This window comes from Lacinutrix sp. MEBiC02595, assembly GCF_053601555.1.
Genome location: NZ_JBSHNU010000217.1, coordinates 128,035 through 144,304, shown reverse-complemented (window position 1 = coordinate 144,304; position 16,270 = coordinate 128,035). Strand labels below are relative to the sequence as shown.

Genomic DNA, 16,270 nt, shown 5'->3' with positions numbered 1-16,270 from the left:
AAGCTAAAAGTAAAAAAAAAGCTGTTCATAATCTATGAACAGCTTTTTATTTTTTGAATTAAAGTGAATTAACGTGTAATGCTAAGTCTACTAATTTGTTAGAATATCCAAATTCATTATCATACCATGAAATTAATTTGAAGAAGCCTGGGTTTAATTCGATAGAAGCTTCCGAATCAAAAATACTAGTTCTGTCATCACTTACAAAATCTTGAGAAACTACCATTTCATCCGTATATCCTAAAACACCTTTCATTTCTCCTTCCGAAGCTTTTTTCATAGCTGCTTTAATTTCTGCTAAAGAAGTATTCTTTTTTGTTTTCACTGTTAAATCTACAACAGATACATCTACCGTTGGTACTCTAAAAGCCATTCCTGTGATTTTTCCGTCTAATTCTGGAATTACTTTCCCTACTGCTTTTGCTGCTCCTGTAGAAGTTGGTATAATATTGTTCATTGCAGAACGACCTAATCTATAGTTTTTTCTAGATGGTGCATCTACAGTAAATTGTGTAGAAGTAGCTGCATGAATAGTTGTCATTAAAGCTTCTTCAATACCAAAGTTATCTTCCATTACTTTTGCAATTGGTGCTAAACAGTTAGTAGTACAAGATGCGTTAGATACAATTTTATCTGAAGCTGTTACATCTTTATGATTTACTCCCATTACAAACATTGGAGCATCTTTACTTGGTGCAGAAATAACTACTTTTTTAGCTCCTGCTTGAATATGGTAATCTGCTGTTTCTAAAGTGGTAAAAATACCTGTACATTCCGCAACTACATCTACTCCTGCAGCATCCCATTTTAAATTTTTAGGATCTCTTTCTGCTGTAATACGAATTGTTTTTCCGTCTACAACAAGGTTTCCGTCTTTTACTTCAATAGTACCATCAAATTTACCGTGTACAGAATCATATTCTAATAAGTATGCTAAATGATCTACGTCTAGCAAATCGTTTATTGCTACTACTTCTACATTTTCTCTTTTAACAGTTGCACGAAAAACGATTCTTCCTATTCTTCCAAATCCGTTAATTCCTAATTTTAATGTTGACATAATTTATTTAATGGTATTATGTGGTCTTTTAGTAGACACACGTTTAATTGATATTTAATTTTATACTGACATGATATCTGATACTCTCAGGAGTTCCATGTTAATTTTTGATTTTCCTTTTACTGCTTGGTCAAATGGCGTTAAATCTATAACATCATTTTGAAGGCCAACCATGTAATTACTTTCACCTTCTAGTAAGCTTTCTACTGCTTTCACTCCCATTCTACTTGCTAAAACGCGATCAAAGCAAGAAGGTGCTCCACCACGTTGCATATGTCCTAAAACAGAAACGCGAACTTCATATTCAGTCATGTTTTCTTCGACGTAGTCTTTCAGTTCGAAAACACTTTTCCCTATTTTATCGCCTTCGGCAACCACCACAATACTGGAAGATTTTCCAGATGCTTTACTTCGTCTTAAAGATTCTAGAAGTCTATCTAAACCTAAGTCTTCTTCCGGAATTAAAATTTCTTCCGCTCCAGCGCCAATACCTACATTTAAGGCAATATGCCCAACATCACGCCCCATTACTTCTACAAAGAATAAGCGGTTGTGTGAACTTGCTGTATCCCTAATTTTATCGATTACTTCTACTACCGTATTTAATGCAGTATCGTATCCTAAAGTATGTGTGGTACCAAAAATATCATTATCGATAGTTCCTGGAATACCCATTACTGGGAAATTAAATTCTTGGTTAAAGATCATTGCTCCCGTAAAACTACCATCTCCACCAATGACAACAAAAGCATCAATACCAGCTTTTACTAATTGCTCGTGTGCTTTTGCTCTTCCTTCTTTAGTTCTAAATTCTTTAGATCGTGCAGATTTTAAAATAGTTCCTCCTTTATTAATAATGCCTTTTACACTACGTGCATTCATATCAATAAAATCGCCTTCAATCATACCTTCATATCCTCTATAAATACCGAAGCATTCTATATTATGATAAGCACATGCTCTTACTACAGACCGTATTGCAGCATTCATTCCTGGAGAATCTCCTCCAGAGGTCATAACACCAATTCTTTTTATGGTTTTTGCCATTATTTTTCATCTATTATTTAGTAAAGCTAATAAAGAAATTTAACAAAAAAGGAAGCTTTCGTGATAATTTAACACAATGTTGAAACTATAACGTTTTAGTTGATAAATTAAATGTGAAGTATTTTGTTTTTAGAAGTAAAATCTAATAAAAAAGTTAATTTAGGGAGTCTTTTTTCTTTTTGAAACCAACATAATTTGGTAAAGCATTTGCTTCTTTTTGTTTGGCCTCTTCTTCCTCTTTTTCTTCGTTTATTTTCTTCTTTCCTTTAAAGATAATTTGAAGAAGTTCGGAGAAAGTATCAAAATCTACATTATACGCAATACCAAGTCCTTGTGTGTATCCAATTTCTTCACCAAAGTTTCTAATACTATTTTCTCTATTAAAAACGTTCGCCGTAAATGTGCCTTCTTCATTTAGAAGAAAATCTATTTGCACATCTCCAGCCACTGCTGTTTGGCTAATACCACCAATTGGTACACCAACTTTACCGTTTATACGAATACGGTCGCTAATATTGGTTTGAAGGGTTACTCCTAGCCTATCATCCGATTGATAATCTGGTGTGTTTTCACCAAGTTCTACATTTAAACCGACTTGCAGTTTATTATCTCCATCAGAAAGTAAACCATTTATAATACCGTTAATTCGTTCTTCAATGGTTCCATTTACATTAAGTTCGCTTAAACTACTAGAGAAGGATCCTGTTGCTAACAAATAAATAGCTTGATTACTTCTATCATCTTTAGATTCTAATCTATAGTCTAACTCCGATTTTACTGTAGAACTTAAATTAGGAAACTCGAAATTATAGTCTGGTTCGGGTTTTTCTAGTTCGCCCGTTAATGCTATTTTTAAAATAACAGGAATACGTCTGTTTATTGGGGAATCTAATAAAGGAGATGGATTTGCTTGTGTTTTATAAATAGCTTCTATATCGATTCTTGCTTTTAGTGGCGATCCATCCCAGGCAAGTGTACCACCAGGAACTACGGTAAAATCTTTCTGAATAATTCCGCCATATCGAAATTTATAGGTTCCGTCGAATACAGAAAAATCCCCATACATATTAAATTTACCATTGGTATTAATTTCTACTAGCAAACCACCTTCACCACGACCTCTAATGGTACTTCCACTTTCTTTGTCCATTACAATTTCAATTTCTGCATCTTGCGTTACATCTAAATCGAAATCTAATTCCAATCCTGAAATATCATCGGTTGTAATATCTTTCCCTTCTAATTTCGCTTGTTTTTCTTCCGGGGAAAGGAAATGTATATAGGAGTTATCTCCAAAGGATTCATTATCTGTTAACGGAATTACAAAGACAGTTCCTTTTTTGGTTGCTCCAATTACGTTTATTCTTAATTGGTTTGCTGGACCAGAAATATTTGCAGTGCCACCAATAAATCCTGTTCCGTAATATAATCGGTCTTCATCTTCTGTAGTATTTAAAACCAGCAGCCTGTCTGTTTCCAAATTTAAATTCATACTCCAATCTCCAAAGTTTACATGACTTAATCTTCCGTCTAAAACCGCTTTTGTATTATAAACGGTATCTGTTATATCTATATTATTAAATCTAAAGGTCTGGTTATTTAAAGTGACCGAAGATTTATCGGCAAAACTATAATCTACATTTAATTCAGGAATCCCTAAACCTCCTTTATCTAAAGCTAATTGACCATCTATACTTGGTTTGGTTAAGTCTCCAGACACTTGTACTCTTCCTGTTGCTAAACCTCTAACATCTCTTAAAACTTCCTCTAGAAAAGGGTTTAATGGTTGTAAATTAAATTGATTAAAAATTAATGCTACATCTATATTGGAGGATCCTGAGGATACATCTATATCACCCATAGCGCTAAAAGATTTTTTTACATCGTCTTTAATGCTTGCATTTATAGTGTAATTGGTTAGCGACTGGTTTCCTTTTATATTGGCATCAAAAGAGCCTAAAATTAAATCGTTTACTTCTAAATCATCAATAGTTATAGTAGATTCCGGTAGGTAGTTTCCATTTTTTTGTACTAAATCTAGCTTACCATTTACTAATCCTTTTAAACTTAAATCATTAATATCTGGCGTTATTTTGTCTAAAAATACATTCTTAAAATTCAGTTTTAAATCTTTATTATTTTGGCCATTTATTATTCCGGAAAGTCGAATTTCTTCGTCATTATGGTTCAGCACAAATTGATCGAGCTGGAAGTTTTCAAAATTAGGATCAAAAGTTACTTTATTGAAATTATCTCTATTTTCATTAATGTACCATTTGTTTCCTTTAAAAGTTACATCCGATTTTTTAAAACCTACGATAGATTGATTTGCTTCGTTTTTAGTATGATAGAAACTTAGGTCGTATAAATCGTTATTTGTTTTTCCTCCTTTAAATTCGGAACGCATAAAAAGCGTATCATTAATAGTTACATTAATGAGGTTAAACTTTGAAATATTATATATATCTGTATGCAAACTATCTACTTCTACATAGGTATTAAATAACGGATTTTTATTATCTACTTGCAGTTCAATAGCATTTGCAAAGTAATCCAGCCATTCTATTTTAGGCGATTTAAAAGTAAGTTTAAATTCTTTTTCGTCGCTTTCTACTCTTCCTTTTACAAAGGTATTTTTACCGAGTTTTAATTCTGGCAAGAAAACCTCTATAATCTTATTATAAATCTTAAAGTTAAAGTCTATGTATTGATTTGTAGAAACCTCGTAAGGACTATATTTAGTATACAAACTACCAATAGCATTAATAAAGAGTTCGTCTATATCATCTACAAGAAAGACGCCACTCATTTGTCCTTCAATAATATCGGGAGAGTTTACATTTATATATCTCACCGTATCTTGAAAGGAAGATTCTACAGAAAAATCATCAAAGAAATACTCATCGTTTTCATTTTGATAATAGGTTTTATTAAATTGTATACTTCCAACGGCATTGTCTAAGGTTGTACCTTCCATTTTCATATCTACAATTCCCTTAAACACCGACATACTGTCTTTTTTAATAAAGTTTAGCGCTTTAAGATTTGCATAATCGACATTGGCTACAAAATCAAACTTGTTAATTTCTTGCGAAAAATCGGCTAAACCATTAAATTTAAGCTTTAAGTTTTTGTCTTGTGAATCTACTTTACCATTAAATACCTTATCTTTTAAATTACCAGAAATAAGAATGTTTTGATATATGTATTCGTTATAATTTATAGAATAAATATCTCCTTCTACTTGTGTATTTAGGTTTTCTTTTGTGAAACCTTTTCCATCTACATCTAAATTTAAGGAAGCTTTTTTTAAGTTAGGATCATTCAAAAAAGCACCAATATCAAAATCATCGAAAATAATGTTTCCCTTATAGGTAGCATTATCGATGTCATTTATTTTTTTCATTTCTAAATTAGAAACCAAATAACCTAAATCGGTATCTATTTTAAGATCTGCTTTTATTGTAGACGTTGTAATATAGGTTGTCCCTTTAATATTAAAATTTCCTAGTTTATCAAAAACCGAAGGAATAGCTTCACCAAGCACATTTGGTAATAATGCTTTTAAGGACTTATAATTAGAAGAAAGGTTTTCAAATTTTCCGTCCATAGAAAAATTATCATCTGCAGCATTAAATAAATTTTTAAAATTTATATCACCATAAATTTTTGTTCTGGAATTTGTAGTTAGATTTAAATTATCAACATTCAAATCATTTAATGTTCCAGAAATTTTCGCATTAAAATCTGCTCGTTGACCAATACCAAATTCATTATAAAACGCGTTTAATTCATCTAAAGCTACACTAGCCTTTGTAAAATTAGCATCTACATTTACTTTGTTGGTAAAGTCAGAAAAATCTTCTCTTTTATACGAAAACTTCAAATCCCCTTGTAAAGAAGAGTTTGTTGTTTTCAGTTTTAAATTAGCAAGCGTGATATCTTCCAGCGTATATGTAAAATCTGAAGAGAGGTTTTTCATCACTAAACCACGACTATCCTTAAATACAAGTGTATTTATTCTAGTACTTACATTTGGTCCATTAATTAAAAAATTAGTAGCATTAATATCAATGGCACTAAATTCTAAAATTTTTGGGGTTTCTTTATTTTCATCAATAAGCCGAAACGTACCGTCATAAATAGAAATATCACTAGAAGACATTAAAAAGGTATTTTCCTTTTTTCTTGGATTATCTTCATCAAAACGGGCAACAAAAACATCAAGGTTTGTGTTTTCTTCCCCTTTATAGGTTTTAATATTAAAAATCAAACCTTCTAAATCTATATCTCCAAAAGCAAGTTTACTATTGATAAGATTATTAAAATTTAAAATAGAAGTATTCAATTCTACGGCGCTAATAAGTGTATCTTTTTTATAATCTCGTATCAGAATTTCTTTAAGTTCCACATCCCCATTAAATTGGAGACCTACTCTATTAATGTTAATATTTGTGCCGTATTCCGTATTTAACCAATTGGTAGCAATTTTACCAAGTCTAGTTTGCACTGCAGGAATAGAAAGTACCAACACCAATATGATGAAAAGCAGTAGCAAGACTGCTACAATTTTGGATGCTATTTTTAAAAATTTTTTGATACGTTTTAAAGTTATAACTTTGAAGTCAAAATTAACAATTATTGTGCCTAATATTTACTAATGTCTACACAAAATATTTACATACTTGCAATTGAGTCCTCTTGCGATGATACAGCAGCTTCTATCTTGCTAAACGGCAAGGTTTTAAGTAATATTGTTGCAAGTCAGAAAATACACGAAGAATATGGTGGTGTAGTTCCTGAATTAGCTTCTAGAGCGCACCAACAAAATATTGTTCCTGTTGTGCATCAAGCCATTGAAAAAGCTGGAATAAAAAAAGAAATGCTTCATGCTATTGCATTTACAAGAGGTCCCGGACTAATGGGTTCGTTACTTGTTGGTACTTCTTTTGCCAAATCATTAGCTTTCGGATTAGATATTCCGTTAATAGAAGTGAACCATATGCAAGCGCATATTTTAGCCCATTTTATTGACGAAGCAGGATTTAGTAAACCTCCTTTTCCGTTTTTGGGGATGACTATTTCTGGCGGACATACACAAATTGTAAAGGTTTCCAATTACTTTGAAATGGAAGTTATTGGAGAAACTATAGATGATGCTGTTGGTGAAGCTTTCGATAAAAGCGGAAAAATTCTAGGTCTTGGCTATCCTGCAGGACCAGAAATGGACAGACGCGCTAAATTAGGAAACCCTAAAGCTTTTCCATTTACAAAGCCTAAAGTAGCAGGCTTAAACTTTAGCTTTTCTGGATTAAAAACTGCAATTCTTTACTTTATACAGAAACAAGTAAAAATAAATCCTAATTTTATTGAAGAGAACTTAAATGATATTTGTGCTTCTATTCAATACACTATTATAGGAATTTTAATAGATAAATTAAAGCTTGCGACCAAAGAAACTGGCATTAATCATATTGCTATTGGTGGAGGTGTTTCTGCTAATACAGGAATACGAGAAGCGTTGAAAAATGGCGAGCAAAAATTTGGATGGACTACCTATGTTCCTAAATTTGAATTCACCACAGATAATGCCGCAATGATTGGTATTGTTGGGTATTTAAAATATTTGGAAAGTGATTTTTCCGCTCAAGATGTTACTGCTTCTTCCCGATTGAAGATATAATACAAAAGACAATCTATGGCTTTTAATGAGCAATTAGCAAACAGAATTAGAGAACAACTTCGTTATTATTCGGAAGTATTTACAGAAAAGAAAATGTTTGGCGGAGTTTCCTTTTTATATGAAGGAAAAATGACTATTGGTGTTATGAAAGAGGATTTGATGGTTCGAATTATTTCCGATAAAATAGAAATGGAATTAGCGAAAGACTTTGTAAGACCAATGGATTTTACCAAAAAACCAATAAAAGAATTTATTTATGTCTCTATAGAAGGTATTAAAACGGAAACACAACTCTTGCAGTACATCGAATTAGGATTAGAACACGCAAAGAGCAAATTATAATGTGTATTTAGGTACGATGTTGAAATTTCTGTTAATAACCTTATAAAAAACCCTTCATATAATCTATAAATTTTGTTTTTTTGCTAGATAAGCTTAAATCCCCATATACAAATGAATAAATTAGTACTAGTCGCATTATTATTTTCCATTACTATTTCTGCTCAAGATGCACAAGTCAAAGATTTTGACTCTATTGTAAACATCGAAGAAGCAAAAGAATACCTTAAAGAAAACAAATCTAAAAAGAATAAAATCGTTACGTTTAATGAAGCTAAGCACCAAACAGGATTAGCTTTAGAACTTTATAAAAGCGGAAGAGCTATTGTAAAAAATGACACAGAAAAAACAAAATATAAAGTCATAGAAAAAGTGACAACCACTAATTATAGAGTGAGTTATATTTTCTTTGATGGTTTAAAAATGACAATTTCACAAATTAATGCTACAAGAGACAAAATACTTAAAAAATATAAAGAAGGAACACCTTTTAGCCAATTAGCGAAGCAGTATTCTATGGATGATAATGCAAATCATGGAGGAGATTTAGGCTGGTTTGCAGAAGGAGTGACACATCCAACTTTTGAAGCTGAAATTGCGGATAGTATTTATAAAATCGGAGATGTTTTCACAATCGATATTGTACAAAATCAATGGTATTATGTGGTTTTAAAAACCTTTGACCCCAAAGAAATTCAAGAAGTAAAAGTCTTAAAAATTGTAGAACCTTTAAAATAAGTACGACTACCTGCTATTGGTCGTTTTTTTTTACACTACATTTTGAGTTATAGATTTTTTATACTGTTTGTCTAATATTTTTCTTAGCTCACAAAATATTTAATAAATTGGTTATACTATTAATGCTATAATATCAAACTAATTATGAAAAAAATCTATTTAATTTTATCCGTAGCTTTTGTAAGCGTTCTATCTATGAGTAGTTCTACTGAAAACCAAGCACTAAATGAAAAAGTAACTATTTGTCATATTCCTCCTGGGAATCCTTCAAATATTCACGATATAACAGTTAGTGTAAATGCACTTCGTGCGCATCTTGCACATGGCGACTTAATTGGTGGTTGTGCAAACTAATTTCTAAAAACAAAAAAAGAGCTTTAAAATTAAGGCTCTTTTTTTTTGCATATGGTTACAAGTTTTTATCTTCGCTATATGCAATTATTCTATAATCCAGACATCACAGAAAACACCACAGAATTCTCTTTTAATAAAGAGGAAAGTAAGCATATTGTAAAAGTGCTTCGTAAATCGGTAGACCAAACCCTTCAAATTACGAACGGAAAAGGCTGGCTGTTTACGGCACAAATTACCATTGCAGATATTAAAAATTGTGTTGTACGTATTATGGATAAAAAATTACAAGCTAAAAAAAACTATAACCTTCACCTTGCTGTTGCTCCAACAAAAATGAATGATCGTTATGAGTGGTTTTTAGAAAAAGCAACCGAAATTGGCATAGATAGCATCACTCCTATTATTTGCGATCATAGCGAACGTAAAATTATTAAGCCAGAACGTTTTGAAAAAATAATACAATCGGCCACCAAGCAATCGCTTAGTTGTTACGTACCAAAATTAAATCCTGCAATAGGGTTTAAAGACTTTATAAAACAAGACTTTTCGGGTGATTTATTTATTGCACATTGTGAAGAAACAGATAGAAAATCGCTTAAAAATGAACTAAACCCCAAACAAGATATTACCATTCTAATTGGTCCGGAAGGTGATTTTTCTGTTAAAGAAATAGAAATTGCAATACAGCATAAATTTATTCCTGTAACTTTGGGAGAAACCAGATTACGTACAGAAACGGCTGCAATTGTTGCATGTCATTCTGTAGCTTTTGTAAATGAAGCTTAATAATTATTTTTATGAAATTACTTTTCTCTTTTCTCTTTTCGCTCTTTACTTTTGCTTCTTTTTCGCAAGAAGTAGCTATTCTAAAATATAAAGGTGGTGGCGATTGGTATAGTAATCCTACAGCATTACCAAACCTAATAGTATTCTGCAATAATAATATTGGAACAAAAATTACTGCAAAACCAGAAACCGTTGAAACCGGAAGTACCGATATTTTTCAGTTTCCGTTTTTACATATGACAGGTCATGGAAATGTTTTTTTTAGCGAAGCCGAAGCCGAAAACCTAAAGAACTACTTAACTTCTGGAGGTTTTTTACATATAGATGATAATTATGGTATGCAACCCTACCTTGTTAAAGAATTAAAAAAAATATTTCCAAATCAGGAATTGGTAGAACTTCCGGCAAACCATGAAATATTTAATATTGCTTATAAATTCCCAAAAGGATTACCAAAAATTCATGAGCATGAAGGTAAAAGACCGCAAGCTTTTGGTTTATTTCATGAAAACAGATTAGTACTATTATTTACGTATGAAAGCGATTTAGGCGATGGCTGGGAAGATCCTGCGGTACATAACGATCCTGCAGATGTGAGAGAAAAAGCACTGCAAATGGGAGCGAATATTATAAAGTATGCTTTTAGTAATTAATATACAACACGTAACATATCCAAATCGAGTTTGAAACTGTAAGTTATTATAAGTAAAGTAGTCTACCTTATGTATAGATTTTATTGAATATTACTTAAATGAAAGCCTCCAAATTAATACTACCTATAATTGTAATATCTCAGTTTTGCTGTACTTCTCTTTGGTTTGCAGGAAATAGCATCATTACCGATTTGGTATTAAATTTCAATCTAAAAGCAAATGCTTTAGGCCACTTAACTTCTGCCGTCCAATTTGGTTTTATTATTGGCACACTTATTTTCGCTATTTTAACTATTGCAGATCGGTTTTCACCATCTAAAGTGTTTTTTGTAAGTGCCGTACTGGGTTCTCTTTTTAACTTAGGAGTAATCTATTCAGCTAACAATTTAGCCAGTTTATTGATCCTTCGTTTTTGTACTGGTTTTTTTCTTGCAGGAATCTATCCTGTAGGAATGAAAATCGCTGCAGATTACTATCAAAAAGGACTTGGAAAATCTCTTGGTTTTTTAGTTGGCGCATTAGTTTTAGGAACTGCTTTTCCGCATTTATTAAAAGAAATAACGCATTCTTTTCCATGGAGATATGTAATACTTGCAACTTCATCCCTTGCGTTATTAGGTGGCTTATTAATGCTGTTTTTGGTTCCTAGCGGACCTTACCGAAAGGCTAGTCAGAAAACAGATTTATCCGTATTTTTAGGTGTATTTAAAAATAAGGAATTCCGCTTTGTTGCCTTCGGTTATTTTGGACACATGTGGGAATTATATGCATTTTGGACATTTGTACCAATCTTATTAAAAAAGTATAGTGAAGCGCATCCTCAAGTACTATTCAACATTCCTATCTTATCTTTTGTAATCATAGGAATAGGTGGTTTTGCTTGTGTACTTGCTGGTTATATTGCACAAGTTAAAGGAACCAAAAAAACTGCTTTTATAGCACTACTTCTATCTTGTATATGCTGTTTAATTTCACCATTACTATTTACTAGTGCTTTTGAATATGTATTTATTGGATTTCTAATTTTTTGGGGAATGGTCGTCATTGCAGACTCTCCGCTTCTATCCACCCTAATAGCACAAAATGCAGCACCAGAAATTAAAGGGACTGCACTTACTATTGTGAATTGTATTGGGTTTGCAATAACGATAGTCAGTATTCAGATTCTTTCTAGAATGCTAGAAATAACGGACTCTAATAACATATTTACTATTTTGGCAATAGGACCTATTTTTGGTTTGATTATGTTGCAGAAGAAAAAGACCTTTAAATTATAATATATTCGCGTAAATTATATTTCATACCAAACAAATGCAACTAACACACTACAACACCAACTTTACCAAACGTACGTTCCCAATAATCATTATTTGTGAAAACGTAACCAATGCACCCAATATTGGAAGCCTGTTTAGAACAGCAGATGCTTTTGGAATCGAAAAAATGGTGTTTTGTGGGGAACAGATTCCGTTAGGAAGAAAAATGACAAAAACGTCTCGTGCTACTGAAAAAGTAGTAAATTATGAAGTGCAAGAAAATGCTTCCGAAGTAGTTACCCAGTACAAAAAAAAAGGGTATCATATTGTAGCATTAGAAATAACTAGCGAAAGCACATCCATACATTCCTCCACTTTTCCTAAAGAAAAACCTATTGCACTTATTATTGGAGACGAAAATTTTGGCGTTTCACAAGACATTTTAAAACAGTGTGATGCCATAATTCATATTGATATGTTTGGGCAAAATAGTAGCATGAATGTAGTACAAGCAACGACTATAGCTTTATACGAAATGACAAAACAACTATCCTACGAAAGCAGAAATCTCTAAAATAGTGGGTGAAGCGCGTTACGCTTTACAATTCTCTTTTTTTGACAGCAATTTTACAAGTCGAAAAATCTTTAGATTTTTAAAAAATTCGTTTAGTTCGTAAAATCGTGTCTTGAAATTTTTACTATATAATTAATAAAACAATAATGAGATTCTTGTCTTGACAGGAATTATTTATATTTACAGTATGACATCAAACCAAATATCTAATGGTATTTTAAAAGCACTAGGAATTATTATAGGTATTCTTTTAATCCTATTTTTTCTATTTAAAATACAATCTGTAATTGTTTATATCGCAATTGCTGCAGTAATTTCATTAATTGGAAGACCTATTATTTTATTTTTAAGAAGAAGACTTAAGTTTAAAAATACGCTTGCAGTAATTGTAACCATGTTTGTTTTACTTGGATTACTCTTCGGATTGGTACGTTTATTTATTCCTTTAATTGTAGAACAAGGACATAATTTAGCACTTTTAGATATTGATCAATTACAAGGTAATATAGAAGATTTATATGGTGAAGCAATTGCTTATTTTCAAATAAATAATATAGATGTAGAGCAATCTATAAAAAGTTCTAACCTACTATCTAAGATCGATTATTCATTAATTCCGAATTTTCTAAACTCTTTAATTAGTGGATTAGGAAGTTTTAGTATAGGTTTATTTTCAGTTTTATTTATCTCTTTTTTCTTTTTAAAAGACAGCAAACTCTTTGAAAATGGGATTCTAACTTTTATTCCATCTGGCAACGAATCGCGTTGGGCAAGCTCCACGGTCAAAATTAAAGACTTACTATCTAGGTACTTTATTGGTTTAATCTTTCAGATACTAATTCTCTTTATTATTTACACTATTGGTTTAATGATTATTGGTGTAGAAAATGCGATTGTCATTGCTTTTATGTGTGCCCTATTAAACTTAATACCTTATGTTGGGCCGCTAATTGGTGCATTTTTAATGCTAACATTAACGATGACAAGTAGTCTTGGCGAAAGTTTTAGAGATGTCGTTTTACCAAAAACATTTTGGGTATTTATTGTATTTGCCATTGGTCAGCTAGTTGATAATTTTATTAGTCAGCCCGTAATATTTTCTAAAAGTGTAAAATCGCATCCACTAGAAATATTTTTGGTAATACTTATTGCTGGAATCTTATTTGGTATTGTTGGTCTTATTGTTGCTGTTCCGGCCTACACAGCGATTAAAGTAATTTTAAAAGAGTTTTTATCTGAAAATAAGATTGTAAAAAAACTTACTAAAAATTTATAATTGTTTTGAACGAAAACCTATTACAGACAGAAATTCAAGAATTTATAAATAACAATTTAGATGCCAATATAGCTTCCTTATTGTTAAAAGGAATCGATTTTTCGTTCGTGGAAACTAAAGAAGTTATAGAACAATTAGAAGCGAAAAAACGTTGTAAAACGAAGCTTTCTACTTGGTTCTCTACGGAAAACATATACTATCCTAACAAATTAAATATCGAGCAAACTTCTTCGGAAACTACAGCAAAACATAAAACTAGTCTTTTAAAAGGAAATACCATTATAGATCTTACTGGCGGTTTTGGCGTAGACTGTTACTATTTTTCTAAAAATTTCAATCATGTTATACATTGTGAAATTAACGAGCAACTTTCACAAATAGTTACCCATAACTACAAACAGCTAGAAGTAAAAAACATACAAACTATTGCGCAAGATGGTTTAACCTATTTAATAAAACAGGAAACTGCTTTAGATTGGATTTATATCGACCCTTCTAGAAGACATGACAGCAAAGGCAAGGTTTTCTTTTTAAAAGATTGTTTACCAAACGTGCCAGAACATTTAGACATCCTATTTAACAAAGCGAATAACGTTTTAATTAAGACTTCACCGCTATTGGATATTACCATTGGCTTAAACGAATTAAAGTACGTGAATACCATTCATATCGTTGCAGTTAATAATGAAGTAAAAGAATTACTTTGGGTTTTAGAAAAAAACTATACAGCCACTATAACTATAGAAACTTGTAATATTAAAAAAGATACAATAGAAACTTTTAACTTTCCGCTAGCAGAAGAAACTTCTACAATTAGCCAATATAGTTTGCCATTAGCATATTTATACGAACCTAATGCAGCAATTATGAAATCTGGTGCATTTCATACAATTTCTAGTAAACTAGACGTTTTTAAACTGCAGCAACATTCGCATTTATATACAAAAGATACTTTAATAAATTTCCCTGGAAGAGTTTTTAAAATTGAAAAAGTAATCCCTTATAATAAAAAGGGTTTAAAAAAGGAAGGGTTTGTTAAGGCTAATATTGCTACACGTAACTTTCCGGAAAGTGTAGAACAAATCCGAAAAAAGCATAAAATTAAAGATGGCGGAGATGTATATCTCTTTTTTACAACCGATTTAGAAAATAACAAAATAGTTATACAAACAAAAAAGGTTGCATAAATATGCAACCTTTTTTAATATATATAATACGTAAAACTATTCTCCCATTGCTTTAATTAAAGCAGCAGACATACGTTTGTACGTTCCGTTAACCAATCTTTCTCTAATCGCTTCAAAAGCATCTAGTGTTTCTGTAACATCTTGTAAGGTATGTGTTGCAGTAGGAATCATACGTAATAAAATTAATCCTTTTGGTATTACTGGATACACAACAATAGAACAAAATATTCCGTAATTTTCTCTTAAATCTCTAACAAGCGCCATTGCTTCTGGAATACTTCCATTTAAATAAACAGGAGTTACACAACTTTGTGTAGTACCAATATCGAAACCACGTTCTTTTAATCCAGATTGTAAGGCATTAACAATTTTCCAAAGGTTTTGCTTCAATTCTGGCATGGTACGCAACATGTCTAAACGTTTTAAAGCACCTACAACTAATTGCATTTGTAACGATTTAGCAAACATTTGAGAACGTAAATTATATTTTAAATAATCTATTATCTCTTTATCTGCAGCAATAAATGCTCCAGTACTTGCCATAGATTTTGCGAAAGTTGCAAAATACACATCGATATCATCTTGTACTCCTTGTTCTTCACCTGCTCCAGCTCCTGTTTTACCAAGGGTACCAAAACCATGTGCATCATCTACGAACAAACGGAAGTTATATTTTTCTTTTAAAGCTACAATTTCTTTTAATCGACCTTGTTCCCCACGCATTCCGAAAACACCTTCCGAAATAACAAGAATTCCACCACCTGTATGTTCTGCCATTTTAGTGGCTCTTTCTAGGTTTTTTTCTAAACTTACTACATCATTATGTTTGTAAGTAAAACGTTTTCCCATGTGTAAACGTACACCATCTATAATACAAGCATGTGCATCTACATCATAAACAATAATATCATCTTTAGAAACTAAAGCGTCAATGGTAGAAACCATTCCTTGGTAACCAAAGTTAAGTAAGTATGCTGCTTCTTTATTTACAAATGTTGCAAGTTCATTTTGTAATTGTTCGTGTAATTCTGTGTGACCAGACATCATACGTGCTCCCATTGGATACGCCGAACCATAGTCTGCTGCTGCTTGCGCATCTACTTTACGAACTTCTGGGTGATTTGCTAAACCTAGATAATCATTTATACTCCAAGTAATAACATCTTTGCCTTGGAATTTCATTCGGTTAGAAATTACGCCTTCCAATTTTGGAAAAACAAAATAACCTTCTGCTTGTGCTGCCCATTTCCCTAACGGACCTTTATCCTTGTAAATTTTTTCAAATAAATCTTTCATCTGCTATCAATCTTAGTTTAG

14 protein-coding genes are annotated in these 16,270 nt (G+C 31.7%); 10 read left to right on the top strand and 4 right to left on the bottom strand.

Going from position 1 to position 16,270, the window contains the following annotated elements; all coding sequences use genetic code 11:
- Positions 1-58 precede the first annotated feature (58 nt).
- The 3 genes from gap to ACVCZW_RS08345 all read right to left on the bottom strand — a co-directional run bounded on the left by gap (position 59) and on the right by ACVCZW_RS08345 (position 6,665).
- The gene (gap, locus tag ACVCZW_RS08355) at positions 59-1,060 is read right to left on the bottom strand and encodes a type I glyceraldehyde-3-phosphate dehydrogenase (RefSeq protein ID WP_452231201.1); all 1,002 of its coding nucleotides are present in this window, start codon (positions 1,058-1,060) and stop codon (positions 59-61) included.
- A 60-nt stretch (positions 1,061-1,120) separates the two neighbouring features.
- Positions 1,121-2,107 (bottom strand): 6-phosphofructokinase, encoded by a 987-nt coding sequence (pfkA, locus tag ACVCZW_RS08350; protein ID WP_452231202.1) that lies wholly within the window; start codon positions 2,105-2,107, stop codon positions 1,121-1,123.
- Positions 2,108-2,261: 154 nt separating this feature from the next.
- Positions 2,262-6,665 carry a translocation/assembly module TamB domain-containing protein gene (locus ACVCZW_RS08345; RefSeq protein WP_452232141.1) on the bottom strand — a complete coding sequence of 1,468 codons (4,404 nt, stop codon included), beginning with the start codon at positions 6,663-6,665 and terminating at the stop codon, positions 2,262-2,264.
- 102 nt (positions 6,666-6,767) lie between these two features.
- Between ACVCZW_RS08345 and tsaD the strand changes: the two genes are divergently transcribed.
- From tsaD to ACVCZW_RS08295, 10 genes are all read left to right on the top strand, one after another.
- A complete protein-coding gene (tsaD, locus tag ACVCZW_RS08340; RefSeq protein WP_452231204.1) occupies positions 6,768-7,790 on the top strand; it encodes a tRNA (adenosine(37)-N6)-threonylcarbamoyltransferase complex transferase subunit TsaD in 1,023 nt (340 codons plus the stop codon).
- Between the two features lie 15 nt (positions 7,791-7,805).
- On the top strand, positions 7,806-8,132 hold the full coding sequence (locus tag ACVCZW_RS08335) for a TfoX/Sxy family protein (protein ID WP_452232140.1): 327 nt from the start codon (positions 7,806-7,808) through the stop codon (positions 8,130-8,132).
- A 111-nt stretch (positions 8,133-8,243) separates the two neighbouring features.
- The gene (locus ACVCZW_RS08330; RefSeq protein WP_452231206.1) at positions 8,244-8,867 is read left to right on the top strand and encodes a peptidylprolyl isomerase; all 624 of its coding nucleotides are present in this window, start codon (positions 8,244-8,246) and stop codon (positions 8,865-8,867) included.
- 144 nt (positions 8,868-9,011) lie between these two features.
- Positions 9,012-9,221: a hypothetical protein gene (locus ACVCZW_RS08325; RefSeq protein ID WP_452231207.1), complete on the top strand. Its 210-nt coding sequence runs from the start codon at positions 9,012-9,014 to the stop codon at positions 9,219-9,221.
- Between the two features lie 78 nt (positions 9,222-9,299).
- The gene (locus tag ACVCZW_RS08320) at positions 9,300-10,007 is read left to right on the top strand and encodes a 16S rRNA (uracil(1498)-N(3))-methyltransferase (RefSeq protein ID WP_452231208.1); all 708 of its coding nucleotides are present in this window, start codon (positions 9,300-9,302) and stop codon (positions 10,005-10,007) included.
- An 11-nt stretch (positions 10,008-10,018) separates the two neighbouring features.
- Positions 10,019-10,660 carry a DUF4159 domain-containing protein gene (locus ACVCZW_RS08315; protein ID WP_452231209.1) on the top strand — a complete coding sequence of 214 codons (642 nt, stop codon included), beginning with the start codon at positions 10,019-10,021 and terminating at the stop codon, positions 10,658-10,660.
- A 98-nt stretch (positions 10,661-10,758) separates the two neighbouring features.
- Entirely contained in the window at positions 10,759-11,937 is a 1,179-nt protein-coding gene (locus tag ACVCZW_RS08310; RefSeq protein ID WP_452231210.1) for an MFS transporter, read from the top strand.
- Between the two features lie 34 nt (positions 11,938-11,971).
- Positions 11,972-12,490: a TrmH family RNA methyltransferase gene (locus ACVCZW_RS08305; RefSeq protein WP_452232139.1), complete on the top strand. Its 519-nt coding sequence runs from the start codon at positions 11,972-11,974 to the stop codon at positions 12,488-12,490.
- Positions 12,491-12,677: 187 nt separating this feature from the next.
- Positions 12,678-13,766 (top strand): AI-2E family transporter, encoded by a 1,089-nt coding sequence (locus ACVCZW_RS08300; RefSeq protein ID WP_452232138.1) that lies wholly within the window; start codon positions 12,678-12,680, stop codon positions 13,764-13,766.
- 5 nt (positions 13,767-13,771) lie between these two features.
- Positions 13,772-14,953 carry a THUMP-like domain-containing protein gene (locus tag ACVCZW_RS08295; RefSeq protein ID WP_452231213.1) on the top strand — a complete coding sequence of 394 codons (1,182 nt, stop codon included), beginning with the start codon at positions 13,772-13,774 and terminating at the stop codon, positions 14,951-14,953.
- 36 nt (positions 14,954-14,989) lie between these two features.
- Here ACVCZW_RS08295 and ACVCZW_RS08290 read toward each other — a convergent pair whose 3' ends face one another.
- Positions 14,990-16,249 carry an aminotransferase class I/II-fold pyridoxal phosphate-dependent enzyme gene (locus ACVCZW_RS08290; RefSeq protein ID WP_452231214.1) on the bottom strand — a complete coding sequence of 420 codons (1,260 nt, stop codon included), beginning with the start codon at positions 16,247-16,249 and terminating at the stop codon, positions 14,990-14,992.
- Positions 16,250-16,270: the final 21 nt, after the last annotated feature.

What these genes read in the sequence shown, in the direction of transcription:
- ACVCZW_RS08310 (WP_452231210.1), top strand. Translation starts at nt 10,759, where the DNA reads ATGAAAGCCTCCAAATTAATACTACCTATAATTGTAATATCTCAGTTT.
- tsaD (WP_452231204.1), top strand. Translation starts at nt 6,768, where the DNA reads ATGTCTACACAAAATATTTACATACTTGCAATTGAGTCCTCTTGCGAT.
- gap (WP_452231201.1), bottom strand. Translation starts at nt 1,060, where the DNA reads ATGTCAACATTAAAATTAGGAATTAACGGATTTGGAAGAATAGGAAGA.
- ACVCZW_RS08335 (WP_452232140.1), top strand. Translation starts at nt 7,806, where the DNA reads ATGGCTTTTAATGAGCAATTAGCAAACAGAATTAGAGAACAACTTCGT.
- ACVCZW_RS08315 (WP_452231209.1), top strand. Translation starts at nt 10,019, where the DNA reads ATGAAATTACTTTTCTCTTTTCTCTTTTCGCTCTTTACTTTTGCTTCT.
- pfkA (WP_452231202.1), bottom strand. Translation starts at nt 2,107, where the DNA reads ATGGCAAAAACCATAAAAAGAATTGGTGTTATGACCTCTGGAGGAGAT.
- ACVCZW_RS08290 (WP_452231214.1), bottom strand. Translation starts at nt 16,249, where the DNA reads ATGAAAGATTTATTTGAAAAAATTTACAAGGATAAAGGTCCGTTAGGG.
- ACVCZW_RS08300 (WP_452232138.1), top strand. Translation starts at nt 12,678, where the DNA reads ATGACATCAAACCAAATATCTAATGGTATTTTAAAAGCACTAGGAATT.
- ACVCZW_RS08305 (WP_452232139.1), top strand. Translation starts at nt 11,972, where the DNA reads ATGCAACTAACACACTACAACACCAACTTTACCAAACGTACGTTCCCA.
- ACVCZW_RS08325 (WP_452231207.1), top strand. Translation starts at nt 9,012, where the DNA reads ATGAAAAAAATCTATTTAATTTTATCCGTAGCTTTTGTAAGCGTTCTA.
- ACVCZW_RS08320 (WP_452231208.1), top strand. Translation starts at nt 9,300, where the DNA reads ATGCAATTATTCTATAATCCAGACATCACAGAAAACACCACAGAATTC.
- ACVCZW_RS08330 (WP_452231206.1), top strand. Translation starts at nt 8,244, where the DNA reads ATGAATAAATTAGTACTAGTCGCATTATTATTTTCCATTACTATTTCT.